At 50.1% G+C, this 23,614-nt stretch carries 28 protein-coding genes and 1 pseudogene; 14 read left to right on the top strand and 15 right to left on the bottom strand.

Translation table 11 applies throughout. The annotated features are described in order from the left end of the window. Positions 1-220: 220 nt before the first annotated feature. The 3 genes from ACP3TC_RS19990 (at position 221) to ACP3TC_RS19980 (ending at position 2,299) form a co-directional block, all read left to right on the top strand. Entirely contained in the window at positions 221-1,504 is a 1,284-nt protein-coding gene (locus ACP3TC_RS19990; RefSeq protein ID WP_426817102.1) for a cytosine deaminase, read from the top strand. A gap of 142 nt (positions 1,505-1,646) precedes the next feature. After that, complete coding sequence (locus ACP3TC_RS19985) at positions 1,647-1,889, top strand: T6SS effector amidase Tae4 family protein (RefSeq protein WP_426817101.1); 243 nt, start codon at positions 1,647-1,649, stop codon at positions 1,887-1,889. Positions 1,890-1,957: 68 nt separating this feature from the next. After that, entirely contained in the window at positions 1,958-2,299 is a 342-nt protein-coding gene (locus tag ACP3TC_RS19980) for a hypothetical protein (RefSeq protein ID WP_426817100.1), read from the top strand. 43 nt (positions 2,300-2,342) lie between these two features. On the opposite strand, the gene tsgA is transcribed toward ACP3TC_RS19980, so the two are convergent. After that, on the bottom strand, positions 2,343-3,524 hold the full coding sequence (gene tsgA / locus ACP3TC_RS19975; RefSeq protein WP_313855175.1) for an MFS transporter TsgA: 1,182 nt from the start codon (positions 3,522-3,524) through the stop codon (positions 2,343-2,345). A 275-nt stretch (positions 3,525-3,799) separates the two neighbouring features. Here tsgA and ppiA point away from each other — a divergent pair, with 275 nt between their 5' ends. From ppiA to argD, 5 genes are all read left to right on the top strand, one after another. After that, positions 3,800-4,372, top strand: a complete 573-nt coding sequence (gene ppiA / locus ACP3TC_RS19970; protein ID WP_313855176.1) for a peptidylprolyl isomerase A — start codon at positions 3,800-3,802, stop codon at positions 4,370-4,372. Positions 4,373-4,504: 132 nt separating this feature from the next. Next, positions 4,505-4,675 carry a YhfG family protein gene (locus ACP3TC_RS19965; RefSeq protein WP_313855178.1) on the top strand — a complete coding sequence of 57 codons (171 nt, stop codon included), beginning with the start codon at positions 4,505-4,507 and terminating at the stop codon, positions 4,673-4,675. Continuing rightward, positions 4,665-5,258 (top strand): putative adenosine monophosphate-protein transferase Fic, encoded by a 594-nt coding sequence (locus ACP3TC_RS19960; protein WP_426817099.1) that lies wholly within the window; start codon positions 4,665-4,667, stop codon positions 5,256-5,258. Before ACP3TC_RS19965 ends, ACP3TC_RS19960 begins: the two co-directional genes overlap by 11 nt. 43 nt (positions 5,259-5,301) lie before the next feature. Continuing rightward, positions 5,302-5,877: an aminodeoxychorismate synthase component II gene (locus tag ACP3TC_RS19955; protein ID WP_313855182.1), complete on the top strand. Its 576-nt coding sequence runs from the start codon at positions 5,302-5,304 to the stop codon at positions 5,875-5,877. An 87-nt stretch (positions 5,878-5,964) separates the two neighbouring features. Further along, positions 5,965-7,179, top strand: a complete 1,215-nt coding sequence (argD, locus tag ACP3TC_RS19950) for a bifunctional acetylornithine/succinyldiaminopimelate transaminase (protein WP_426817098.1) — start codon at positions 5,965-5,967, stop codon at positions 7,177-7,179. A 30-nt stretch (positions 7,180-7,209) separates the two neighbouring features. Here argD and ACP3TC_RS19945 read toward each other — a convergent pair whose 3' ends face one another. After that, a complete protein-coding gene (locus ACP3TC_RS19945) occupies positions 7,210-9,291 on the bottom strand; it encodes a YccS/YhfK family putative transporter (RefSeq protein WP_426817097.1) in 2,082 nt (693 codons plus the stop codon). Between the two features lie 64 nt (positions 9,292-9,355). Beyond that, entirely contained in the window at positions 9,356-9,988 is a 633-nt protein-coding gene (gene crp, locus ACP3TC_RS19940) for a cAMP-activated global transcriptional regulator CRP (protein WP_017803012.1), read from the bottom strand. Between the two features lie 312 nt (positions 9,989-10,300). Between crp and ACP3TC_RS19935 the strand changes: the two genes are divergently transcribed. Continuing rightward, positions 10,301-10,705: an OsmC family protein gene (locus ACP3TC_RS19935; RefSeq protein ID WP_313855188.1), complete on the top strand. Its 405-nt coding sequence runs from the start codon at positions 10,301-10,303 to the stop codon at positions 10,703-10,705. Positions 10,706-10,757: 52 nt separating this feature from the next. On the opposite strand, the gene ACP3TC_RS19930 is transcribed toward ACP3TC_RS19935, so the two are convergent. The 11 genes and pseudogenes from ACP3TC_RS19930 to ACP3TC_RS19880 form a co-directional block, all read right to left on the bottom strand. Further along, entirely contained in the window at positions 10,758-11,240 is a 483-nt protein-coding gene (locus tag ACP3TC_RS19930; protein ID WP_313855190.1) for an Hcp family type VI secretion system effector, read from the bottom strand. Positions 11,241-11,364: 124 nt separating this feature from the next. Next, positions 11,365-11,811: a DUF943 family protein gene (locus tag ACP3TC_RS19925; RefSeq protein WP_426817096.1), complete on the bottom strand. Its 447-nt coding sequence runs from the start codon at positions 11,809-11,811 to the stop codon at positions 11,365-11,367. Further along, entirely contained in the window at positions 11,798-12,595 is a 798-nt protein-coding gene (locus tag ACP3TC_RS19920) for a DUF3289 family protein (protein WP_426817095.1), read from the bottom strand. The genes ACP3TC_RS19925 and ACP3TC_RS19920 overlap by 14 nt, the downstream gene beginning before the upstream one ends. 63 nt (positions 12,596-12,658) lie before the next feature. Then, positions 12,659-12,778 (bottom strand): annotated as a pseudogene (locus ACP3TC_RS19915) (type VI secretion system tube protein Hcp); the annotation flags it as partial. A gap of 26 nt (positions 12,779-12,804) precedes the next feature. Beyond that, positions 12,805-13,233: a DUF943 family protein gene (locus tag ACP3TC_RS19910; protein WP_313855194.1), complete on the bottom strand. Its 429-nt coding sequence runs from the start codon at positions 13,231-13,233 to the stop codon at positions 12,805-12,807. After that, positions 13,169-13,561, bottom strand: a complete 393-nt coding sequence (locus ACP3TC_RS19905; RefSeq protein WP_426817094.1) for a DUF3289 family protein — start codon at positions 13,559-13,561, stop codon at positions 13,169-13,171. The genes ACP3TC_RS19910 and ACP3TC_RS19905 overlap by 65 nt, the downstream gene beginning before the upstream one ends. Positions 13,562-13,599: 38 nt before the next feature. Next, entirely contained in the window at positions 13,600-14,037 is a 438-nt protein-coding gene (locus ACP3TC_RS19900) for a DUF943 family protein (protein WP_426817093.1), read from the bottom strand. A 13-nt stretch (positions 14,038-14,050) separates the two neighbouring features. Then, positions 14,051-14,848, bottom strand: coding sequence for a DUF3289 family protein (locus tag ACP3TC_RS19895; RefSeq protein WP_426817092.1), 798 nt, complete (start codon positions 14,846-14,848; stop codon positions 14,051-14,053). Positions 14,849-15,088: 240 nt separating this feature from the next. Further along, positions 15,089-15,958 (bottom strand): phosphoribulokinase, encoded by an 870-nt coding sequence (locus ACP3TC_RS19890; RefSeq protein ID WP_426817091.1) that lies wholly within the window; start codon positions 15,956-15,958, stop codon positions 15,089-15,091. A gap of 70 nt (positions 15,959-16,028) precedes the next feature. Further along, positions 16,029-16,247 (bottom strand): YheU family protein, encoded by a 219-nt coding sequence (locus tag ACP3TC_RS19885; protein WP_313855201.1) that lies wholly within the window; start codon positions 16,245-16,247, stop codon positions 16,029-16,031. Between the two features lie 3 nt (positions 16,248-16,250). Further along, positions 16,251-17,267 (bottom strand): hydrolase, encoded by a 1,017-nt coding sequence (locus ACP3TC_RS19880; RefSeq protein WP_313855203.1) that lies wholly within the window; start codon positions 17,265-17,267, stop codon positions 16,251-16,253. 57 nt (positions 17,268-17,324) lie between these two features. On the opposite strand from ACP3TC_RS19880, the gene ACP3TC_RS19875 reads away from it, so the two are divergent. From ACP3TC_RS19875 to tauD, 5 genes are all read left to right on the top strand, one after another. Further along, positions 17,325-17,927 carry a LysE family translocator gene (locus tag ACP3TC_RS19875; protein ID WP_426817090.1) on the top strand — a complete coding sequence of 201 codons (603 nt, stop codon included), beginning with the start codon at positions 17,325-17,327 and terminating at the stop codon, positions 17,925-17,927. A 216-nt stretch (positions 17,928-18,143) separates the two neighbouring features. Further along, a complete protein-coding gene (tauA, locus tag ACP3TC_RS19870; protein WP_313855205.1) occupies positions 18,144-19,124 on the top strand; it encodes a taurine ABC transporter substrate-binding protein in 981 nt (326 codons plus the stop codon). Between the two features lie 9 nt (positions 19,125-19,133). Continuing rightward, positions 19,134-19,901 (top strand): taurine ABC transporter ATP-binding subunit, encoded by a 768-nt coding sequence (gene tauB, locus ACP3TC_RS19865; protein ID WP_426817089.1) that lies wholly within the window; start codon positions 19,134-19,136, stop codon positions 19,899-19,901. After that, the gene (gene tauC / locus ACP3TC_RS19860; RefSeq protein WP_313855208.1) at positions 19,898-20,728 is read left to right on the top strand and encodes a taurine ABC transporter permease TauC; all 831 of its coding nucleotides are present in this window, start codon (positions 19,898-19,900) and stop codon (positions 20,726-20,728) included. Before tauB ends, tauC begins: the two co-directional genes overlap by 4 nt. After that, positions 20,725-21,576, top strand: a complete 852-nt coding sequence (gene tauD / locus ACP3TC_RS19855) for a taurine dioxygenase (protein WP_313855209.1) — start codon at positions 20,725-20,727, stop codon at positions 21,574-21,576. The genes tauC and tauD overlap by 4 nt, the downstream gene beginning before the upstream one ends. 35 nt (positions 21,577-21,611) lie before the next feature. Here tauD and ACP3TC_RS19850 read toward each other — a convergent pair whose 3' ends face one another. Then, positions 21,612-23,516 carry an ABC transporter ATP-binding protein gene (locus ACP3TC_RS19850; RefSeq protein WP_426817088.1) on the bottom strand — a complete coding sequence of 635 codons (1,905 nt, stop codon included), beginning with the start codon at positions 23,514-23,516 and terminating at the stop codon, positions 21,612-21,614. Between the last annotated feature and the right edge of the window lie 98 nt (positions 23,517-23,614).

Raw genomic sequence — 23,614 nt, 5'->3', positions numbered from 1 at the left:
TACCGCTACAATAGCGCGCTGGGTGAGGCGATTATTGATGTATATCAACTGACCTCTGATATACCTCTTTGTGGTTATATTGCTGATTTAATAATGAATATTATAAGTTGCAGATTACACTCAACTTTAACCATCACGCTGCTGAAATTACCCGTCGTTTATCACGACAATCCATGCCAGGATTAAAAACAGTCCCCCGTTTTTCACTCAGGAGGTTTTAATGATTTCCACTCAGTTGAAATGGATTAATAATTTGCGTTTGCCGTGGCGCGAAGGGCTTTGGCAAATCGAAATCGACGGCGGCAAGATTGCGCGCATCACTCAGCAGCCGCATAACATGGCACAGGGTGATGATGTGCTTGATGCCGAGGGCGGGTTGGCCTGGCCGCCATTTGTAGAGCCGCATATTCATCTGGACACCACGCAGACCGCGGGCGAACCGGCGTGGAATCAATCCGGCACCCTGTTTGAAGGCATTGAGCGCTGGGCTGAACGTAAGGCGCTACTTAGCCATGAGGACGTTAAACAGCGTGCGAAGCAAACGCTTAAGTGGCAGATCGCCAACGGCATTCAGCATGTGCGTACGCATGTTGATGTCTCCGATCCCAGCCTGACCGCGCTGAAAGCCATGCTGGAAGTGAAGGCTGAAATGGCCGCGTGGGTCGATATCCAGATTGTGGCTTTTCCACAGGAGGGAATTCTTTCCTATCCCAATGGCGCAGCGCTGCTGGAGCAGGCGTTAAAGCTGGGTGCAGATGTGGTCGGTGCCATTCCGCATTTTGAATTTACCCGGGAATATGGCGTGGAATCGCTGCATATCGCCTTTGCGCTGGCGAAGAAATACCATCGGCTGGTGGATGTCCACTGCGATGAGATTGACGACGAGCAGTCACGCTTTGTTGAAACGGTTGCCGCGCTGGCGCTGCGTGAAAAGATGGGGGCGCGCGTCACCGCCAGCCATACTACCGCAATGCATTCCTACAATGGCGCTTATACCTCGCGTTTGTTCCGTCTGCTGAAGCTTTCCGGGATTAACTTTGTGGCGAATCCGCTGGTTAATATTCATCTGCAGGGGCGCTTTGACAGCTATCCGAAACGACGCGGTATTACGCGGGTAAAAGAGATGCTGGAGGCGGAGATTAACGTCTGTTTTGGCCACGATGACGTGTTTGATCCCTGGTATCCGCTCGGTACTGGCAATATGTTGCAGGTACTGCATATGGGGCTGCATGTCTGTCAGCTGATGGGTTATGACCAGATTGATGCCGGCATCAATCTAATCACCAGCAACAGCGCCAGAACTTTACAGCTGGATGATTACGGTATTCAGAGTGGTAACAGCGCTAACCTGGTGATTCTGCCCGCCGAAAACGGTTTTGATGCGCTGCGCCGACAGGTGCCAACGCGTTATTCAATTCGTCACGGACGAGTCATTGCCGCTACGCAGCCAGCGCAGAGCGAAATATTTCTTGATGAGGTTGAAGCGGTCACTTTCCTGCGTTAAGTGTTGCGGTCAGGCGGCGAGTATCACCAGCTGTTAAGCGTAAGTAAGCGATCGCCTAATGTATTTTTAAACTCTGTTGCGTATATTTTGATCAGACATTGATGCGAGTTGTTTGGCTTGTTTAACAATAAGGAACATTGTTATGAGCATTATTCTTCGTGCTGAAGAGCTCAGCAATCAAAAAGGAGTCATCTTTTTCAAGGATTTCTGGCGGAGGGGAGATGAAAGCTTTCAGAACCGTAGCGGAGACCATATCGATTTATGGAATGGTACGCGCTTAACCACTCGGGTGAGTTATTTTCGCATCCAGTGGGGGATCAGCATTGAAGGAATGGCTTCCGATCTGATGCAATCACGCGAAATCTGGTTCTGGAAAATTCACTAATGGGAAAAAAGATCCTGATAGTGATGTGCCCCGTTTTGATAATGCTTATCATCTGGTTGGTGGTTGTTATGCTGGCCGTTAAGCTGTTCGGGCCTCTGTATAACAGTAACGACGATATGGATAGCAACGTATTGATATTGATAGTGTTAATTCCACTGCTGGCATTGTTGATTATGCTCAGAGAGTGGGCGACATATCAGTCCGAAGACGCTATCAACTATGTCGTCTGGAAATTACTGGCAGTGATGATAGCGGGCGGCCTGGTGCTGGCGATACTGACTTTGAATCATCTTATGTCGTTGTTTATGCTTCAGCGCCATGGTGCACTGGTCATGCTGTTTACCGCGTTGATTATTTTATCGGGATACTGGCAAGCTGGCCGATTATCGCGTTGGTCGAAGTCACGATAGTCAGAAGAGAATGGGCGACGAACGGTCGCCCATTAAACAGCAATTAATGCATCGCGTGACCGTGGCTACGATGTTTGGTCACCAGACCCAGCAACACACACATTACAAACACCACTGCGTACAGTGCGTTTGAGGTTGCCAGTGCCGCATGCGCGCCACCCTGAGCAACAATCGGGCCGGTGACCACAAAGGTCAGCATGGTGCCGATGGTGCCGCAGGTAAGGATAAAGTTCACCAGCTTCGGTGAAGAGACCTTAGTCTGTAGTGAGCCCAGCGTAATAATAGTGGTGTAGATAGCGCTGGAGCTAAAGCCGAGAATCATAATGATCCACTTCAGCATCGAGGCGTCGCTGGTTTTAACAAACCAGTACATCAACAGCGTTGCCAGTCCGGCCAGCACCATCAGAATGCGTTGCAGGTCGAAGAAGCGCAGAACGAAGCTGAATACCCACATTCCCACCATATAAGCGGTCCAGAAATTACCCACCAGTTGTCCGGCACTGACGATATCCATGCCCATGGTTTTGGTGGCGTATTCCGGTACCCAGGAGATAAAGCCCAGCTGGCCGAGAATGTAGCAGAGGGCAGCAATCGACAGGAACAACACGCCGATACCCCATTTCTCTTTTACCAACGGCTTATCAGAGTGCGCTTTCTTACCCAGCGTCGGGAATTCAACATTAAGCGTCAGGATAAAGATCGCGACATAGATCAGGCCGATGCAGGCATAGACCCAGTACCATGGCAGATGGCGCGCCAGCAGCACCCCGGCGATAATCGGGAATATGGTGCCAGCCATGCTGAAGAAAGAGTCGGTAAACAGCAGGCGCGAGCCACGCTGACGTCCCTCATACAGATGGGTGATCAGGAAAGTACCAATCGACATGGTGATACCGCTGACCACGCCCAGCACGAACATACACAGTGAGAACACGCTTAAACTGTGGCTGGTCATCAGTCCGGCAATGGCCAGAATCATTAATACAAAGCCGAATATCAGCTGACGCTTCAGCGGAATGATCTCCATCAGCCAGGCATTGAGGAAAATTGCCACCAGAATACCGGCGTTGAGGAAGGTAAAGGTGTTGCTCATCTGCGATATTGGCAGCTGGAAATACTCTGCGATATTACCCATCACCATCCCGGTGACAATCACCAATGCGCCAGTGAGTGCATAGGAGAAAAAACTTATCCAGGTGAGACCGATTCGATTACGATTTGTCATTTTGGAGGCCTGTGTGTCGATGAAACCTGCGGCCAGTCAGCCGAGGGGAAGCGGCAGAATTGTAAAGTTATATGTGATCCAATTAAACATAAATTGAAAGTGAGATGATTGCTTTCACTTATAGCGTGACTTCAGTCACTATTTTTCGTTGTGACGCTCAGTCTCATTGGCTGGATAAGCTAAGTAAATAAAGGTAAAACGCTGGCTCTTATATAACAGCCTATTTACAATCAAATTCGATTTTTGAGCTTGTTGTCCTCAGTAAGGAATCTTTCATGTTGAAACGTACTCTGACAGCGGTTGCGACAGTTCTCGCGCTGTCCACGATCTCAGCGTCTGCCATCGCCGCTAAAGGTGATACGCACGTGCTGTTAACTACCTCGGCTGGCAATATCGAACTCGAACTTGATAACCAAAAAGCCCCGGTTTCGGTGAAAAACTTTGTTGATTACGTCAATAATGGTTTTTATAACAACACCACTTTTCACCGCGTAATCCCAGGTTTTATGGTGCAGGGCGGTGGCTTTACCAGCGATATGCAGCAGAAGCCTGCCAACTCGCCAATCAAGAATGAGGCGGATAATGGCTTACGTAACGTACGTGGCTCCATCGCCATGGCGCGAACCGCTGAAAAGGACAGCGCCACCAGCCAATTCTTTATTAACGTAGCGGATAACGCCTTCCTTGATCACGGACAGCGTGATTTTGGCTACGCGGTATTCGGTAAAGTGATTAAAGGAATGGACGTCGCCGATAAGATTTCCCAGGTGAAAACCGACAATGTCGGACCTTATCAGAATGTCCCAAGCAAGCCGGTGGTAATTCTCTCCGCCAAAGTCCTGCCATAATCTCCTCACCGCCGCACTCCTGCGGCGGTTTGCTTTCTGCGTTCTGCAGAGCTGAAGTTTGCTGCTTATACTAAGGCTGTGCCCGTAATCGAGCGCGGCACCGTCTCTAATCGACGCAGCCACGGAGGCTTTATGAGTAAAAAACTGACTGACAAGCAGAAAGCGGCACTGTGGCTGGAGCATCACAATGCTAATTTTCAGGCCAGTAGCCGTCTCGAAGGTTATCAGATTGAGCGGGTGGAGCTATCCGCACAGCAGGTAGCCGAGCGCCTGAATGCGTTAAGGAGGCACTATGAGCGCTAATGCCATGTCTGCACGGGATCCCTATTACTGGCAGGATATTAAGGTACTGAAGAATCGCCTGCAGATTCGTGAGGCGCAGCGGTTGCAGCAGGCCGAACTGGCGTTTACCGCATTACGCGCAGCCACCATTGAGCTGGGCCCACGTAACCTGGGCTTTCCGCATCTGCGAGCCATTCACCGCACGCTGTTTCAGGATCTGTATGACTGGGCCGGTGAACTGCGCCAGATTGATATTTATCTCGACGATACGCCGTTCTGCCATTTCGAATACCTTGAGAAACAGGGCAACACCTTAATGGCGGCGCTGGAAGCTGAAAATGGCCTGGCTGACTTATCGCCGGATAAATTTACGCAAAGACTGGCGCACTATTATTGCGAAATCAATATGCTGCATCCGTTTCGTGACGGTAACGGTCGGGCGCAGCGGCTGTTCTTTGAGCAGCTGGCACTGCATGCTGGCTGGCTAATCGACTGGCAGCACGTTGAGCGCGAAGCGTGGCTAAAGGCTAACCGCGATGGTGTGAGTGGCGATCTGGCAGGTTTAATCGCTATCTTTGACAAAGTGATTAGCCGCCCCGACTAAAATGCTAGAATGGCGGCGTCTGAGAATTTTGCCCGGAACCAGAATGCTGCTGCTTATCGATAACTACGATTCCTTTACCTGGAATCTCTACCAATATTTTTGCGAATTGGGGAGTGAGGTCTGTGTGCGTCGCAATGACGAGATCTCACTGGACGAAATGACGGCCTTGCAGCCTGAGCATCTGGTGATTTCGCCCGGCCCCTGTACCCCCGATGAATCAGGGATCTCGTTAGCGGCGATTCGCCATTTTGCTGGTCAGTTACCCATTCTCGGCGTGTGCCTGGGCCACCAGGCTATCGCGCAGGCGTTTGGCGCGCGGGTTATTCGGGCGCGTCAGGTGATGCACGGTAAAACCTCGGCTATTGAACACAATGATGGCGGGGTATTCAGCGGCCTTAATCATCCTCTGACCGTCACGCGTTATCATTCGCTGATTGTTGAAAAAAACTCGTTACCGGACTGTTTCGAAGTGACTGCCTGGAGCCTGCGTGATGGCGTGCCGGATGAAATCATGGGATTCCGCCACACTTCACTGGCGCTGGAAGGGGTGCAGTTTCACCCGGAAAGCATTCTCAGTGAGCAAGGCCATCAGCTACTGGCAAATTTCCTCCGGCAGTGAGTTTTTATTTGCCTTTGTTTGATTTTTTATGCATATTTCTTGATTATTATTTCACATATCCAGAACGAAAATCAGACGAGGTAGTGAATGAATTCGGGAAAAATGGCAGTCACACGCGCAACATTTGATAAGGTTATTTTGCCTGTTTATGCACCAGCGCAGTTTGTGCCGGTAAAAGGCAAAGGCAGCCGCGTGTGGGATCAGCAGGGTAAAGAGTATATCGATTTTTCTGGTGGGATCGCGGTAACGGCGTTGGGCCACTGTCATCCGGCGCTGGTTGAAACGCTGAAAACTCAGGGTGAAACCCTGTGGCACACCAGCAACGTCTTTACCAATGAGCCGGCCCTGCGACTGGCCAGTAAGCTGATTGCCGCCACTTTTGCCGAACGCGTGTTCTTCGCTAACTCCGGCGCGGAAGCAAACGAAGCCGCCTTTAAACTGGCGCGCTACTATGCCTCTCAACGTCACAGCCCATATAAAAGTAAAATTATTGCTTTCCACAATGGTTTCCATGGCCGCACCTTGTTCACCGTGTCGGTCGGCGGTCAGCCAAAATATTCTGACGGTTTTGGTCCGAAACCGGCTGATATTGTCCATGTGCCATTTAACGATTTAGCGGCAGTGAAAGCGGTCATTGATGATCACACCTGTGCCATTGTCGTTGAGCCGATTCAGGGTGAAGGCGGCGTGATGCCAGCAACGCCGGAGTTTATTCAAGGGCTGCGGGCACTTTGCGACCAATATAAAGCGCTACTGGTATTTGATGAAGTGCAGACTGGCATGGGTCGTAGCGGTAAGCTGTTTGCCTATGAGCATTATGGTGTGGCTCCGGATATCCTTACCACGGCGAAGGCGCTCGGCGGCGGCTTCCCGGTTAGCGCCATGCTGACCACCGACGAGATCGCTTCGACCATGTCGCCGGGCACACACGGCACCACCTACGGCGGTAATCCGTTAGCTTGCGCGATTGCTGAAACTGCGCTGGATATTATCAACACTGAAGAAGTACTGGGTGGGGTTGAAACTCGCCGCCAGCAGTTTGTCACGGCGCTGCAAGCCATTGACGCGAAGTTTGATATTTTCAGTGAGATTCGAGGTAAAGGTCTGCTGGTGGGGGCGGTGCTGAAACCGCAGCACGCCGGTAAAGCGCGTGACCTGCTTAATGCCGCTGCGTCACAGGGCGTGATGATTTTGAATGCGGGTACCGATGTCATCCGTTTTGCGCCGTCACTGGTGATTGAATCAGCGGATATTGAAGAGGGGATGGCGCGCTTTGCCCATGCGGTAGAGAGCGTGCTTTAAATCTTCAGGAGCGGCGATGTCGCCGCTCAATCATTTAGCCGACTTACGCAGCGTCCTTACCAGCCACACACCGTGCTGTGGGCGCTGACTCCACGCCAGCGATGAAATGGTATGCATCACATCCAGATGGCCAAGAATCTGCTTCACATGCCGCTCCATAATCGTCATCGGACCCTGATTGAAGTTTTCCTGCGCCTCAAGAATATTGGTATCTGATCCCGGGCCGTCAAATTCCAGCCGCTGCTGACAGCGCTGTAATGCAATCTCGCACGATTGCAGATAACGTTCGGCCAGCGCTGGCGTTAACATGGTATGTTCACGCGCCAGAATAGTCATGGCGTTAATATGCTCGACAATAAACTGGCTGTGCGTCACCCACAACTTCATATCGGACAAGTATCTGTCATTGAATCCCGGCTCCTGCATCGCCTGATTAAGCGAGTTAAACAGTGCATTGTGTGCCTGATTCACCCCAATGCGCTGGTAAGCCAGTTTTTCTGCATTTTGCTCATTGCCCAGCAGCATCTGCAATGCTTCCTGATAAGCCTCCAGTGCATCGTGGGCATTCTGGCGGATCAGGCCACTCTGCCACTGCGGCCATAACCAGATCATGCCGCCAAAAGCGATCAGGCAACCCATCACCGTATCCAGCAGGCGCGGCAGTAAAAACTGTGAGCCGTCCAGCGTCAGCAGCTGCAAAGAATAGACCGCAGTGACGGTAAAGCCGATGGTGGCCCAGCCATAAAACTTGCGGATAAACAGATAACTGATCAGCGTGATGGCCAGCATTGCCAATAACACCCAGCTCTCTGCCACCTGTAAACGCAGTGTAGCCGCCGCAATCGCCAGGCCTGCCAGCGTGCCCAGTGCACGGTGCTGAATGCGTACCCGCGTCGCGCTGTAACCATTCTGGCTGACGAACATGATGGTCATCAGTACCCAGTAGGGTTTAGGGATATTAAAAAATAACGCCATCGAGCTGCCAAACATCAGCATCACGGCAAAACGTGCCGCGGTACGTAGCGCCGCTGACTTCAGTGAAAGATAACTTTTCAGTGCCCGAATCAGCGGCAGGCGGCGTTGGCGGTCGGCCATTAAGTCGCGCTGATAAAGTGGACGCAGGGTGCGCAGTACGCGCGCAATACGGCTGAAATGGTAATAGCAGAAGTTACCCACCGGATTATCGCTATGCTGTCGGGAGATTTTCTCCAGCGCACCCAGCTGCTTATCCATCGAGAAACGCCTGGGCAGCTTGTGGTAAAGAATATCATCAGCCAGCTCACGCAGCCGCGCGGCAATGGCCTGAGAATTCCAGCGGATCACCGCTTCAGCATGACTCTGCTCAACCAGCTGCTGTACCTCTTCCGGCTGATTCAGACTGACGGAGATATGTTCCTGTAGATCCAGCGCCACCTGAAAGGCGCGCGTCAGGCGTTTATGGCTGTTATCGCGGTTTGCCGACAGCATATGCATCTGCTGATAGCAGGTGTTAATCAGATCGACGGCTTTTTGCTGACGAGCCAGCAGCGGCGGCAGGGCTTTTTCAGGATCGGAAAGCTGCGTCAGCAGGGTGTATTTGGCATCGCAATAATCCGCCAGCTCACGGTACAGCAAACTCAGGGATTCGCGCATTGGCTGCTCTTTCCACAGCCAGAACCAGAACCAGTTAAATACGCCATACCAGATGGTGCCCAGTATATACAGCAGCGGCGGTTGCCAGATTGGCATATGGCCGGCCAGACTGAGGGTAAAAATTCCGGCGATCAGCGAAGCAGGCAATAAGCGGGCGTGTAATGGACTGATTTCGCCAGTGACACCGAGCAACATTGCCATGGCGCACAGGATGACGGGCAGCGGAATGCTGTGTAGCGTCATCAGCTGAATCAAAAGGCTGCTCACGGCAAACAGGCCGCCGCCAATAATCAGACGTTTAAAGAAGCGTTTATGAGGGGTATCGAGACCGGCAACATTGCAACAAGCTGGAACTAACGAGAACAGCAGGCCTTGCTTCAAGTCACCCAACAGCCAGCCGATAGCCACAGGTAAGCTAAGCACTAACGTTTGCCGCAGCGCGTAGTTTACTTCAGGGTGATAAATGATTCTCCGCCACATCAGGCCATCACAATATAGAAAACGGCGCGATAGCAGCTGCCTCACGCCGTGGGTTCAGAAATACTTAACGTGTACCGTATACGACAATGGTTTTGCCGTGTGCGGAAATCAGATTTTGATCTTCCAGCATTTTCAGAATACGACCAACGGTTTCACGTGAGCAGCCGACAATCTGGCCGATCTCCTGACGGGTGATTTTAATCTGCATCCCGTCCGGATGTGTCATCGCGTCTGGCTGTTTCGCCAGGTTAAGTAAGGTTTGCGCAATGCGTCCGGTGACATCAAGGAAAGCTAAATTACCGACTTTCTCAGAAGTGACCTGCAGACGGCGAGCCATCTGAGAGGAGAGACGCATCAAAATATCCGGGTTTACCTGAATCAGCTGACGGAATTTTTTATATGAAATTTCAGCCACTTCGCAGGCGGTTTTTGCTCTTACCCAGGCACTGCGCTCCTGACCTTCTTCAAACAGGCCAAGCTCGCCGATGAAATCCCCCTGGTTGAGATAGGACAGGATCATCTCTTTGCCTTCTTCATCCTTGATCAGCACTGCTACAGCGCCTTTAACGATGTAGTAGAGCGTTTCGGCCTTTTCACCTTGGTGAATCAGCGTACTTTTGGATGGATATTTGTGAATATGGCAATGTGACAGGAACCATTCGAGAGTAGGGTCTGTTTGCGGTTTGCCGAGAACCATTCGCTTTTATCCTCTGTTGTAATCGTGCCCTAAAGACAGGGGGATCAATTCCCTGCAGGCGATGAAATATTCAAGCGTTTTCCGGGTCAGGAAAGTTGTCCGGGCTTCTGTTCAGAGCATAGCTCATTATGTCGTCCCGCTTTCGTCGTGCTTTTACATGCCAACGAAAATATTACCGCTTTGTTTGTAGCACAGCTTTCAATGAGTGTCTCCTGTTGTATCGCTTCAGCATAGTGGGAATCGCTCACCGTTGCCGTTTTTCAGCCGAAGGCGTACTCTGACGATAACTAAATGAATTAGAGGATTAATAATATGCAAGCACGAGTGAAGTGGGTGGAAGGGCTGACATTTTTAGGAGAATCCGCATCCGGTCACCAGGTGTTGATGGATGGCAATTCCGGTGATAAAGCGCCAAGCCCGATGGAGATGGTGTTGATGGCTGCGGGTGGCTGTAGCGCGATTGATGTGGTGTCGATTCTGCAAAAAGGGCGTAACGATGTCACTGACTGTGAAGTAAAACTGACTTCTGAACGTCGTGAAGAAGCGCCGCGTATCTTTACCCATATTAATCTGCATTTTGTGGTCAGCGGTAAAGCGTTAACCGATAAAGCGGTTTCACGCGCGGTTGACCTGTCGGCCGAGAAGTATTGCTCGGTGGCAATCATGCTGGGTAAAGGCGTTGAGATTACCCATAGCTATGAAGTGATTGAGTGCTAAGCGCTAATTCACGTCGGTAAACAGGACCTGTGAAAGGTCCTGTTTTGCCCGGTCAGGTTTCGCGATTCTCTTTAATATGCCAGCCCGATGCGGTTTCTGGACCTTTGCCGCCATTGGCCGTCAGTTCCCAATACTGTTGACCAACTTTGGCTGCCTGAAATTTGTAGCTCATACCGATTCTGTCTGTGTGAGAGGTGCCGTTATAGTTTGCACCAGTGATCAACACTTCTTCCAGTGTGATGCGCAGATATTCAACCTGACCGTCGCTGGCGTGGCAGGCAGACAGTTCTACTTTATTGATATGTTTGCCATTCGACAGATAGCGCATAATTGCCGGCGTGGCTTTATCTACATCTGCAATAACCTGTAAATCCTGATACTGCACGCGGCCTGTTCCGCCTCCACCGCCAACATTGATATTCGCTGGCTGGGTAGCCCCCCAACTGAAAGAGCTGACTTTGATCCAGCCTTTATGATTAGCATCCTGCGACTCTCCGTTAATATTATCGATTTTCATGTATATATCGGTATTCATCCTTGCTCCTTATGATGTGATGGGTGAGTTTCTGTAATATTCCTTACCAGTAATAAACGGATTATTATTTAATTATTAACTGTCCTCTTTTTTAATATTTTAAAACGTCATGGCGCCACTGTGCTTAATTGATGCTATCTTTTATTACCCAGGTTCTTTGCCAGTTATCAAAAAGGAAAATAGTTTCTCTTTGTTTTTTTCGATACCATATTTGTAACGGTTGGTTTCCTTTTTTAATGCAATTTTTCGTGGATCGCATATCTTCAAAGCAAAGCAGATCGCTTCCCTGATCGGTATCGGGTTCCTCTTTGTATTCGCCCACCCAGAAACCAATGCCATAATCATCTTGTCCTACAGGAACGTTATACTTTACTTTTAATACGTCTTTGTTTTTCTCCCACCACTCAACTTTCCCTTTATCTGTTAATGGGAAATTTTTGACGATAATGTCGAAGCTGTCTCGTGTGTCTAAACGATGAACATCAATGATTTCGACCGGAGCGAGTAAGCGCCATGCCAAAAACCCGGTAGCGGCGATAAAAATGAACAAAATTCCTTTAAATTTTGTCAAAACGTCCACCTTCAACTGCCATTGTCGCATTCATCTCAGTGATAAAAGGTTTAAAACCGTAGCCTTCCCAACGTTGTAACGTAAACCAGATGCGAAAAATTCGAAATTGCTTGTAAAGCCAGTCATTAATATCGTTATCATCAAGACCAAAGTGATCCTGAATTCGATAGTGCACTTTAGCCTTATATCGATCGCCAGTAATTTCCAGAGAATTGAGAGTGATGTGTGTTGACCAGGTATCGTGGATAGAAATCGTCAAACCGTTAATACGATCGAGTTTTTCATTAAATTTAGGAAGAACTGATTTCCTGATGGCATCCTCAAGCCCGTAAAAATCTTGTTGAGAATAAATTCTTGCATCCCAATCTATGAGTTTAATCATGGCTTTATTTATTTTATTCAATGAATCATCCATCGAACTATGCCCAGCCAATGCATCATCCATTAGTTTATCGGTAAATTTTTTACCCGTGTTGTGCTGCATATGATCAATCAAGCTGCGGATAAGCCCTTTATAGGGACCAATAAACGAAAAGGTGTCAGATAACTGACGAAACTCGTCAAACAGGATGCGTGCACTTTCATCACGGTTTGGATGAGTAAAAGGATTAATATTTTTTGAGATATTATTTGGCTGATAATACTCTTGCAGGAAAAACTGAGTAAGATCGCCAAATTTCATATCTTCAGCCTTGTAGTCATTCATCCTTTTCTGGGTCTCAAATAGCCGGATGGGTAACCTGATGGGCAGTGCCTGCCTGGGATTTTCGACAGGGGTATCCATAAGTAACATCCTGTTTTTATTTTCAATCCATTAAGTTATCAATCCACCTTGCGCATATGTTCTGCCTTCACCGCCAACATTGATATTCGCTGGCTGGGTAGCCCCCCAACTGAAAGAGCTGACTTTGATCCAGCCTTTATGATTAGCATCCTGCGGCTCTCCGTTGATGTTATCGATTTTAATATATCGGTATTCCTCCTTGCCCCTTATTATTTGATGCTGTCTTTTTTGATATGTGTTCTTTGCCAGTTATTGAAAAGAAAAGTGGTTTGGGCTTCATTATCATCTTTTCTATACCAAATCTTTAAGGGCTGGCTATCTTTTTCAATACACTTCTTCTTACTTTTCATATCATAAAAACACAGTAAATCGCTGCCTTGATCGGTATTGGCTTCTTCTTTGTAATCGCCAGTCCAGAAGCCAATGCTGTACTTATCAGAGTTAATGGGTATATGATATTTTTCTCCCAGCAGGTGTCTGTTTTCTTCCCACCACTTGATTTTTCCACTATCAGTAAAGGGGAAGTTCTTAACAATAACAAAATAACTATCACTTTCTGATTTATAATGCACATCAACAACTTGAGTAGGAAGCAGTAAATTCCAGAATATAACGCCGCAAGGTATGGTCAACGTCATTAAAATCCATCTGGTCTTTATCATTGCGCCCACCCTCAATCGTTTTAGTCACGTTCATTTCTGTGATAAAGGGCTTAAATGCAAAACCTTCCCAGAGTTGCTCATCAAACAGGATGCGTGCACTTTCATCACGGTTTGGATGAGTAAAAGGATTAATATTTTTTGAGATATTATTTGGCTGATAATACTCTTGCAGGCAAAAATGAGTAAGATCGCCAAATTTCATATCTTCAGCCTTGTAGTCATCCATCCTTTTCTGGGTCTCAAATAGCCGGATGGGTAACCTGATGGGCAGTGCCTGCCTGGGATTTTCGATAGGGATATCCATAAGTAACATCCTGTTTTTATTTTCAATCCATTAATTTATCAATCCACCTTGCGCATATGCCCTGTCAGGGTGTTTTTAAAATAGGTGCTTTCTCCATTATTGAGAGAAATCATCATTTGATGATTATCATGATTATATAGAATGGTTAATGGATTATTATTTTTCTCGATACAATTTGCAGTGGTGTTCATGTCATCAAAACAAAGCAGATCGCCTTCCTGGTCAGCATTAGAATTTTTTTTATAATCAGAGACCCAAAAGCTGATTAAATAGCTTCCTTTATCAACTGGAACATGATATTTATCATTCATTATCATGTTGTTTTCCTCCCACCATTTAATTTTCCCTTTATCAGTTACTGGTGGATACTTAATAATCACACGAAAAGCAGTCCCTTTTTCATTTGAATGAACTGCTATGATCTCAGTGGCCTGTTGAAGGCGCCAGCTTAGTATCATTACTGTAATAAACACCATTATCAAAAACCATCTATATCTTATCAAAACGGCTACCTTCAATTTTTTTGGTATCGCTCATTTCAGTGATAAAAGGTCTATAACCATAACCTTCCCAGCGCTGTATGACAAACCAGATGCGAAAAATGCGAAATTGACGATAGAGCCGATGGGTTATGTCGGCGTTATCAAGACCAAAGTGGTCCTGAACTCGGTAGTGTACTTTTGCCTTGTAGGCATTATCGTTTATCTCAAGTGACTCAAGAGTGATATGAGTTGCACTGGTATCATGCACACTTATTGTTAGCCCATTGACATGATCATTCCAGTTATCAAACTTAGGCAGTTTGGATTCCTGGATCATTTGTGTGAAAAATTCATAATTCTTCCGAGGAAAATATCCTTTATGCCAATCAATATTAGTCGTTAAAGTATCTTTTATTTTCTTCAACGAGCTCTGCATCGAACTATGCCCCGACAACGCATTATCCAATCGTTTATCGGTAAACTTCTTACCGCTGTTGTGCTGCATATGATCAATCAAGCTGCGGATAAGCCCTTTATAGGGACCAATAAACGAAAAGGTGTCAGATAACTGACGAAACTCGTCAAACAGGATGCGTGCACTTTCATCACGGTTTGGATGAGTAAAGGGATTAATATTTTTTGAGATATCTTTTAGCTGATAATACTCTTGCAGGCAAAACTGAGTAAGATCGCCAAATTTCATATCTTCAGCCTTGTAGTCATCCATCCTTTTCTGGGTCTCAAACAGCCGGATGGGTAACCTGATGGGCAGTGCCTGCCTGGGATTTTCGATAGGGGTATTCATCAATAACATCCTGTTATTTTTTTACTGTGTCCTTTCGCCAAGACTATCGGGTTATCTGTCGATTTAAAAGTATCAGAATTGAAAAATACCTGCCGCCTCACAAATTCATTGTCAAATTTCTTTGAGCGTTGCAGAAATATCTAAAGGGATTAATTAACCGCGTATTGAAACAGATAAATATAATGAATAAAGAAATAATAGTCAGGAACAAATATACACTGTTCCTGACTGATTAAGCGATTACTCGATTTTCTTGCCTTCCATCAGGCGTTTAACCAGCGGCCCCATAATCAATTCCATCGCCAGACCCATTTTTCCGCCCGGTACTACCAGGGTATTAATATGCGAAATAAATGAGCCTTGCAGCATCGCTAACAGGTAAGGGAAGTCGATATCTTCCAGGCCCCGGAAATGGATTACGACGAAACTTTCATCCAGCGACGGGATATCGCGCGCAGCAAACGGATTCGAGGTATCTACCGTTGGCACGCGTTGAAAGTTGATATGAGTGCGCGAAAACTGAGGTGTGATGAAATTGATGTAATCTTCCATTGAACGCACCACCGAATCCATTACCGCTTCGCGTGAGTGGCCGCGTTCACTGGTGTCGCGCACCAGTTTCTGAATCCACTCAAGGTTAACGATCGGCACCACTCCCACCAGCAGATCCACTTTCTCTGCCACATTATGCTGTTGGGTCACCACTCCGCCGTGCAGTCCTTCATAAAACAGCACATCGGTCGGCTCCGGCAGGGGCTGCCACGGGGTGAATGTTCCGGGTACCTGGTTCCACGGCACCGCTTCATCATAGGTGTGCAGATATTTGCGCGATTTGCCGCTGCCATTGAGACCATACTCAACAAACGTCTGCTCCAGCAGGCCAAAATCATTGGCGTCCGGACCAAAGTAGCTGATGTGGCGACCTAAATCACGCGCTTTGCGAATCGCCATATCCATCTCTGGACGGGTAAAACGGTGAAAGCTGTCGCCTTCAAGTTCGGCAGCGTGCAGATTCAGCTGCTGGAAAATTTTACGGAAGGCGAGACTGGTGGTCGTGGTTCCTGCACCACTTGAACCGGTAACGGCGATAACCGGATGCCTGGCTGACATAATAAGCTCCCTGTGAAGGTGGGGCGATGAGCATTGTTAACACGTTTCCAGCAGTAAAGTCATTGGCCTTTTATTCGCGCAACTGGCCACGTGGCATGATATTGACCGTTTCATGCAATTCGGACCATACCAGCACGGCTTCACCATTTTTCAGCTGGCGACGGACATCTTCAACTTTACGTTCCAGCGAACGCTCTTGCTCGCCATAATCGGTGCCTTCACGCAGCACAAAGGATTCAATCAGATTTTCCAGCGCCTCGGGCGTCAGATCTTGCCAGGGAATAATCACAGCTTAGTTATCCAGATAGTGAGAAAGCCATTGCGGAATACGCTGTTCAAGCCACATTTGTGGCTGGCGCAGAGTGCCGCCAACAAAGCCGACGTGTCCGCCATTTTTAGTCAGTTGATACTCAATGTTAGCAGGTAGTTTACTGAGATCGGGAATAACGGCGTCCGTCATAAAGGGATCGTCCTGCGCGTGGATGATCAGTAGCGGTTTAACCACCGCTGGCAGCAGCGGCAGCGCGCTACAGCGGCGGTAGTAGTCGAGCGCATCATTAAAACCGTGGGCGCGCGCGGTAATAGCATCATCGAAATCGCGCAGTTTCTTCAGTGCCTTAAGCTGGTGCAGATCGATCGGCAGGGTTCCCGGCCAGCGCAACAGCTTTCTTTCGGCATTCTGCTTCAGCAGCTTTAGCAGGTAACGTTGGTAAACGCGGGAGAAACCTTGCTCAAGGCGTTCACTGCAGGGTTCCAGCATCAGCGGTGCTGAGACCACCACGCCAGCATCCAGCAAACACTCTTCACCCTGCTGGCCCATCAGGTAAGCCAGCATATTGCCGCCCAACGATACGCCGACCGCAGCGGTCGGCACTTTTCCCAGCGTATCCTGCATCCACTGCAAAAAGTAGCTGGCGTCGCTGGTTTCTCCAGAGTGATAGATGCGCTGCAGGCGATTGGGTTCGCCGCTACAACCGCGAAAATGCATCACTACGCCGAGCCAGCCGCGTTCTTTCCACGTCTGCAACAGCCCATGAGCATAAGGACTGTGAAAACTGCCTTCAAGACCATGAAACAGCACCGCTCGCGGTTTTCCACGTGCCTGTGCCGGGTCTTCACTCCAGGCTAAATCGACAAAGTCGCCGTCAGGCAGAGTCAGCCGCTGCCAGTGGGGCTGAAGCAAAATACGACGCCGAATCAGCCGCGGCAACACCGTTTGCAGATGTGGATTACCCATGCCAGGCATCGGATTAAATGAATCATCAGCTGCGGGATTAAATTTCATGTTCAGAAGGCTTGTACGATCCATATCACACTGTTAGCTTCGATGGGTTAGCAATCGTTTGGGGTGAGGAGCACCCGTTTCATGGAACTGAGTCTTTTTCTGTCGATGCTGGGCTTTTTGTGGGTCGCCGCAATTACACCTGGCCCTAATAATATGTTACTCACCGCCTCCGGCGCCAATTTCGGTTTTATTCGCTCACTGCCGTTGATGATTGGAATTATGCTCGGTATGCAGGCGATGCTGCTGTTAGTGGCGTTTGGCGTTGGTGGTTTACTGCTGATCTATCCTTCACTGCATCTTATCCTGAAAATCGCCGGTAGCCTTTATCTGTTGTGGCTGGCATGGAAAATTGGTTCAGCCAGTTACGAAAAGCTTGAGACCGGTGAAGGGCCGGCTGCCCCGATGCCTTTCTGGCAGGGAGGGTTACTGCAACTGGTTAATCCGAAAGCCTGGTTAATGGCGCTCGGCGCGGTAGCCAGCTTTAGTCTGGCGGGTGAGGCTTACCGTAGTTCAGTGATGGCGATCAGTATTGGCATTGTGTCGGTGAATATTGTTTCCGGGATGATCTGGCTGGGCTTTGGAACGCTGATTGGCCGTATTCTGCGTAGCCGTCGTGCCTGGGCCATATTTAATATTTCGATGGGGCTGCTTACCGCGGCCTGCGTACTGCTGATCTGGCATTAATTTGCCGCACTTTCGTCACCAACCACCGCGAAGCGGTGGTTTTTTTTGCCTGCATTAAACCCGCCGTTTCCTTTGCCATTTTTTGCATGAGTTATGCGCAATAACTTCTAATGCGATTTTGTGCTTAAACAGAATTTTTAATTACTTATCGCCGGGTTAACTGTCGGTTAAAACTATCAGCAAATCACCTGATAACAATAACCAGCGGAGTCAAACATGGCGGGAAAATGGCGTAAATCTTTGGTTGCGGCAGCATTGTCACTGGCAGCGCTGAATGCGCACGCCGTCGATGTTACGGTGGCTTATCAAACTTCTGCCGAACCGGCAAAAGTTGCCCAGGCAGATAATACGTTTGCCAAAGAGAGTGGCGCAAAAGTCGACTGGCGCAAATTTGACAGTGGTTCCAGCGTGGTACGTGCACTGGCTTCGGGTGATGTGCAGATTGGTAATATTGGCTCCAGCCCGCTGGCGGTTGCTGCCAGTCAGCAGGTGCCGATTGAAGTTTTCCTGCTGGCTTCGCAACTCGGTAACTCTGAAGCGCTGGTCGTGAAAAAAGAGATTACCTCACCTAAAGATCTGATTGGCAAGCGCATTGCGGTGCCGTTTATTTCGACGACGCATTACAGCCTGCTGGCAGCGCTGAAACATTGGGGCATCAAGCCTGGCCAGGTCCAGATCATTAACCTGCAACCTGCGGCAATTACTGCCGCCTGGCAGCGTGGCGATATCGATGGTGCCTATGTCTGGGCGCCGGCAGTTAACGAACTGGAGAAGGAAGGCCATGTGCTGACCGATTCCGCCCAGGTCGGTCAGTGGGGATCGCCAACGCTGGATGTGTGGGTGGTGCGTAAAGACTTTGCTCAGCAGCATCCAGAGGTGGTAACCGCCTTTGCCCGTAGCGCGCTGGCCGCGCAGAAAGCCTATCTCGATAACCCGGAGCAGTGGCTGAAAGCTGACGATAACCTCAGCAAACTGTCGCGCCTGAGCGGTGTGCCGAATGAGCAGGTTCCGGGGCTGGTAAAAGGGAATACCTACCTGACCGCAGCGCAACAGGTTACTCAACTGGGGCAGCCGGTTGATAAAGCGATTATCGATACGGCGAAGTTCCTGAAAGAGCAGGGTAAAGTGCCGCAGGTGGCAACGGACTATAGCGATTATGTTACCGATCGCTTTGTTAAACCACTCGCTAATCAGTAAGGCGCGCCTATGTTATCTGTCTCTCATTTGCATGCCCGCTACGATGGTCATCTGGCGCTACAGGATATCAATCTGTCGATTGCTTCCGGGGAGTTACTGGTGGTGCTGGGGCCTTCGGGCTGTGGCAAAACCACCTTACTCAATCTGATTGCCGGTTTTTTAGCGCCGGAATCCGGCTCTATCACGCTCGAAGGTAAAACCATTACCGGGCCCGGCGCCGAGCGTGGCGTGGTGTTTCAGCATGAGGGATTGCTGCCGTGGCGTAACGTACTGGATAACGTGGCGTTTGGCCTGCAGCTGGCGGGCGTCAGTAAAACGGAGCGGCGGGCGGTTGCGCAGCGCATGCTGAAAAAAGTCGGGCTGGAAGGGGCAGAAAAGCGCTATATCTGGCAGCTTTCCGGCGGTATGCGGCAGCGCGTCGGTATTGCCAGAGCTCTGGCCGCCGATCCGCAGCTATTACTACTCGACGAGCCATTTGGTGCGCTTGATGCTTTTACCCGCGAGCAGATGCAGGAACTGTTGCTGAAGCTGTGGAGTGAAAGCGGTAAACAAGTATTGCTGATTACTCATGATATTGAAGAAGCGGTGTTTCTCGCCAGTGAGCTGATCCTGCTGTCGCCGGGCCCCGGACGCATTATCGAACGCCTGTCGCTCGATTTTGGGCGTCGTTACGCTGACGGTGAATCCTGCCGCTCAATCAAATCCGATCCGCGCTTTATTGAGCGCCGCGAATATGTTCTCAGCCAGGTGTTTCAGCAACGCGAGGTGTTCTCATGAGTTCACTGATTAATGACAAAGTGACGACGCCAGCGGCATCGAAACTGCGCTGGCCACTGTCGCGCCAGCTGACGCTCAGCGCCGCCACTCTGCTGGTGCTGTTAGCCATCTGGTGGAGTGTTACTGCGCTGAAGCTGATTAGTCCGCTGTTTCTACCAGCGCCACAACAGGTACTGCATCAGTTGCTGACCGTCGCCAGTGCGCAAGGTTTTATGGATGCGACCTTATGGCAGCATCTGGCGGCCAGCCTGACGCGAATTCTGATCGCGCTGTTCGCCGCGGCGTTAATCGGCATTCCGGTTGGAATCGCGATGGGGCTGAACGCCACGGTTCGCGGCATTCTTGATCCACTGATTGAGCTGTACCGTCCGGTGCCGCCGCTGGCTTATCTGCCACTGATGGTTATTTGGTTTGGCATCGGCGAAACTTCAAAAATCTTACTGATCTATCTGGCGATCTTCGCACCGGTGGCGCTTTCAGCGCTGGCAGGAGTGAAAAGCGCCCAGCAGGTGCGGCTGCGTGCGGCACGTTCGCTGGGTGCCAGCCGCTGGCAGGTGCTGTGGTATGTAGTATTGCCCGGTGCGTTGCCGGAGATTTTAACCGGGCTGCGTATTGGGCTGGGCGTTGGCTGGTCGACACTGGTGGCAGCCGAGCTGATCGCGGCCACGCGCGGGCTGGGCTTTATGGTGCAGTCTGCCGGTGAGTTTCTTGCCACTGACGTGGTGCTGGCTGGCATTGCTGTGATTGCGGTAATCGCATTTACCTTAGAACTGGGTCTGCGCGCGCTACAGCGTCGTCTGACACCCTGGCATGGAGTTGTACAATGAACGAACGTCTCACTATCACCGCGCTCGGCCCTTACATCGGGGCAGAAGTCAGTAATCTTGATTTGGCTCGTCCATTGAGCGATGCCCAGTTTGAACAGCTGTATCATGCGATGATTCGCCATCAGGTACTGTTTTTTCGCCAGCAGCCGCTGACTCCGGTGCAGCACCGGGCGCTGGCCGCGCGCTTTGGCGATCTGCATATCCATCCGGTTTATCCTCATGCCGCCGATGTTGAAGAGATTATCGTGCTGGATACCCATGACAATAATCCGCCGGATAATGATAACTGGCATACCGACGTCACCTTTATCGACACGCCACCCGCCGGGGCGATTCTCGCCGCCAGGCATCTGCCGGACAGCGGCGGCGACACCCTGTGGGCCAGTGGAATTGCGGCATATGAGGCACTTTCCGCGCCGATCAGAACGCTACTGAGTGGTTTACAGGCCGAGCATGACTTCACCAAATCTTTCCAGGAGTTTAAACATCGTGGCAGCGAAGCAGAGCATGCGCGCTGGAAAAAAGCGGTGGCCAGTAATCCGCCGCTGCTGCATCCGGTAATCCGCACTCATCCGGTCAGCGGCAAACAGGCGCTGTTCGTCAATGAGGGTTTTACCACCCGTATTGTGGATTTAACGCAGAAAGAGAGTGATGCACTGCTGGCATTTCTGTTTGCGCATATCACCAAGCCTGAATTTCAGGTGCGCTGGCGCTGGCAGCAGGATGATGTGGCGATCTGGGATAACCGGGTGACGCAGCATTATGCCAATGCTGACTATTTGCCACAAAGACGGATTATGCATCGGGCAACGATTTTAGGGGATAAACCGTTTTATCGTGCGGGATAAAGCAACAGGCGGCGAGAGCGCCGCCCGCTAACTCTTTATTCAGCCAGCATATTCTCCAGCTGCTCCTGCGCATCAAGCCATGCCATCTCGCACTCTTCAAGTGCTGACTTACTCTCGGCCTGGCTTTTCAGCGCGGCGGTTAAGTCGGCCTTGCGGCTTTGCTCGTAAATCGCCGAATCAGCCAGCTGCTCTTCCGCCGCCGTCAGCTGCGCATTCAGCTTCTCCATCTGTTTTTCCAGCTGGGTAATCTGTTTGCGCAGCGGCTGCGTTTGGGTGCGCAATTCCGCCTCGCGACGTTTCTGGTCTTTGCGCGACTGGGCGCTGTTGGCGTTATCCAGTTTTGGTGTTGCATCCTGCTGGGCTTCTTGCTTCTGCACATCGCTCAGCCACTGCTGATAATCTTCCAGATCGCCTTCAAACACTTCCACTTTGCCGTCATGCACCAGGTACAGGTCGTCAGTGGTTGAACGCAATAAGTGACGATCGTGCGAGACCACCACCAGTGCGCCTTCAAAATCGATTAACGCCTCGGTCAGCGCCTGACGCATATCGAGATCGAGGTGGTTGGTCGGTTCATCAAGCAGTAACAGGTTGGGGCGCTGCCAGACGATGAGCGCCAGAACCAGTCGCGCTTTTTCGCCACCGGAAAAACGTTCGGTCTTCTCGCTGACCTGATCGCCCTGGAAGCCAAAGCCGCCAAGATAATCACGTAACTGCTGTTCCAGCACTTTTGGCGCCAGACGCACCAGGTGTTGTAACGGCGATTCATCTGCCCGTAAGAATTCGAGCTGATGCTGGGCGAAGTAACCGAGCTTAATTCCTTTGGCTAAACCGATATCGCCCTGCAATGGCGCCAGTTCACCAGCCAGCAGCTTGATCAGCGTTGATTTACCCGCGCCGTTGCGGCCCAGCAGGCCAATGCGTGAGCCGGGCACCAGGTTTAGCTTGATGGAGTTAAGAATCACCCGGTCTTGATAGCCAGCACTCACTTTTTCCATCTTCAGCAGTGGATTAGGCAAGCTTTCCGGCTGACGGAAACTGAAAGTGAACGGGTTATCGACGTGCGCCGGTGCAATCAGCTCCATACGCTCCAGCATTTTGATACGGCTTTGCGCCTGTTTCGCTTTGGTGGCCTGAGCGCGGAAACGATCGATATAGCTTTGTAAGTGCGCGACTTTTTGCTGCTGATGCTCAAACAGCGACTGCTGCTGCGCCAGCTTAGTCGCACGCTGACGTTCGAAGGAACTGTAGTTGCCGGTGTACTCAAACAGACCTTGCTGCTCGATATGCAAAATCTTATCGACTACCGGATCGAGGAAGTCGCGGTCGTGAGAGATCAGGATTAGCGTACCGGGATAGCTTTTCAGCCAGCGCTCCAGCCAGATCACCGCGTCAAGATCGAGGTGGTTTGTCGGTTCATCCAGCAGTAGCAGATCGGAACGAACCAGCAGCGCCTGTGCAAGATTCAGGCGCATGCGCCAGCCACCGGAGAAATCACTGACCGGGCGTTGCAGCTGTTCCTGACTGAAACCTAAGCCGTGCAGCAGGCTGGCTGCGCGCGACTGGATGGTCCACGCCTGAATTGCATCCAGCTTGCCGTGTAGCGTAGCGATGGCATGACCATCGTTAATTTCATTGGCGTGCTGTAATTCGGATTCCAGCTGACGAAATTCACGGTCGCCGTCGATAACATACTCAATTGCCGGCACGTCAAGCGCGGGCGTCTCCTGATTAACCCAGGCCAGCGCCCAGTTAGTCGGATAAGTGAGGCTGCCCGCATCGGCGCTCATCTCGTTCTTCAGCAGCGACAGCAGGGTCGATTTTCCGCAGCCGTTCTTACCCACCAGCCCGACCTTCTGGCCTGGATTGATGGTGGCAGTAGCATTGTCCAGCAGCACGCGGATGCCGCGACGAATTTGTAACGAGGAAAATACAATCATAAGCGCCGTATCGTCAGAATATGTTAATTTATTGTCATCATAATCAGAATTTCGGAATGACCTATTCCGTTGCGTCGAGCATGGTAGCTGAAAACGTA

The organism is Winslowiella sp. 2C04 (assembly GCF_050037805.1).
Taxonomy (GTDB): Bacteria; Pseudomonadota; Gammaproteobacteria; order Enterobacterales; family Enterobacteriaceae; genus Erwinia; species Erwinia toletana_A.
This window is presented reverse-complemented; position numbering and strand designations above follow the sequence as displayed.

Coding starts and splice junctions, on each gene's coding strand:
- tauA (WP_313855205.1), top strand. CDS start 18,144: ATGGCGGGAAAATGGCGTAAATCTTTGGTTGCGGCAGCATTGTCACTG.
- ACP3TC_RS19935 (WP_313855188.1), top strand. CDS start 10,301: ATGCAAGCACGAGTGAAGTGGGTGGAAGGGCTGACATTTTTAGGAGAA.
- ACP3TC_RS19965 (WP_313855178.1), top strand. CDS start 4,505: ATGAGTAAAAAACTGACTGACAAGCAGAAAGCGGCACTGTGGCTGGAG.
- ACP3TC_RS19945 (WP_426817097.1), bottom strand. CDS start 9,291: ATGTGGCGGAGAATCATTTATCACCCTGAAGTAAACTACGCGCTGCGG.
- ACP3TC_RS19850 (WP_426817088.1), bottom strand. CDS start 23,516: ATGATTGTATTTTCCTCGTTACAAATTCGTCGCGGCATCCGCGTGCTG.
- ACP3TC_RS19980 (WP_426817100.1), top strand. CDS start 1,958: ATGCTGGCCGTTAAGCTGTTCGGGCCTCTGTATAACAGTAACGACGAT.
- ACP3TC_RS19930 (WP_313855190.1), bottom strand. CDS start 11,240: ATGAATACCGATATATACATGAAAATCGATAATATTAACGGAGAGTCG.
- ACP3TC_RS19900 (WP_426817093.1), bottom strand. CDS start 14,037: ATGGTGTTTATTACAGTAATGATACTAAGCTGGCGCCTTCAACAGGCC.
- ACP3TC_RS19880 (WP_313855203.1), bottom strand. CDS start 17,267: ATGGATCGTACAAGCCTTCTGAACATGAAATTTAATCCCGCAGCTGAT.
- ACP3TC_RS19895 (WP_426817092.1), bottom strand. CDS start 14,848: ATGAATACCCCTATCGAAAATCCCAGGCAGGCACTGCCCATCAGGTTA.
- ACP3TC_RS19875 (WP_426817090.1), top strand. CDS start 17,325: ATGGAACTGAGTCTTTTTCTGTCGATGCTGGGCTTTTTGTGGGTCGCC.
- ACP3TC_RS19960 (WP_426817099.1), top strand. CDS start 4,665: ATGAGCGCTAATGCCATGTCTGCACGGGATCCCTATTACTGGCAGGAT.
- ACP3TC_RS19905 (WP_426817094.1), bottom strand. CDS start 13,561: ATGGATATCCCTATCGAAAATCCCAGGCAGGCACTGCCCATCAGGTTA.
- ACP3TC_RS19990 (WP_426817102.1), top strand. CDS start 221: ATGATTTCCACTCAGTTGAAATGGATTAATAATTTGCGTTTGCCGTGG.
- crp (WP_017803012.1), bottom strand. CDS start 9,988: ATGGTTCTCGGCAAACCGCAAACAGACCCTACTCTCGAATGGTTCCTG.
- ACP3TC_RS19920 (WP_426817095.1), bottom strand. CDS start 12,595: ATGGATACCCCTGTCGAAAATCCCAGGCAGGCACTGCCCATCAGGTTA.
- ACP3TC_RS19985 (WP_426817101.1), top strand. CDS start 1,647: ATGAGCATTATTCTTCGTGCTGAAGAGCTCAGCAATCAAAAAGGAGTC.
- ACP3TC_RS19890 (WP_426817091.1), bottom strand. CDS start 15,958: ATGTCAGCCAGGCATCCGGTTATCGCCGTTACCGGTTCAAGTGGTGCA.
- argD (WP_426817098.1), top strand. CDS start 5,965: ATGAATTCGGGAAAAATGGCAGTCACACGCGCAACATTTGATAAGGTT.
- tsgA (WP_313855175.1), bottom strand. CDS start 3,524: ATGACAAATCGTAATCGAATCGGTCTCACCTGGATAAGTTTTTTCTCC.
- tauD (WP_313855209.1), top strand. CDS start 20,725: ATGAACGAACGTCTCACTATCACCGCGCTCGGCCCTTACATCGGGGCA.
- ACP3TC_RS19910 (WP_313855194.1), bottom strand. CDS start 13,233: ATGACGTTGACCATACCTTGCGGCGTTATATTCTGGAATTTACTGCTT.
- ACP3TC_RS19955 (WP_313855182.1), top strand. CDS start 5,302: ATGCTGCTGCTTATCGATAACTACGATTCCTTTACCTGGAATCTCTAC.
- tauC (WP_313855208.1), top strand. CDS start 19,898: ATGAGTTCACTGATTAATGACAAAGTGACGACGCCAGCGGCATCGAAA.
- ppiA (WP_313855176.1), top strand. CDS start 3,800: ATGTTGAAACGTACTCTGACAGCGGTTGCGACAGTTCTCGCGCTGTCC.
- tauB (WP_426817089.1), top strand. CDS start 19,134: ATGTTATCTGTCTCTCATTTGCATGCCCGCTACGATGGTCATCTGGCG.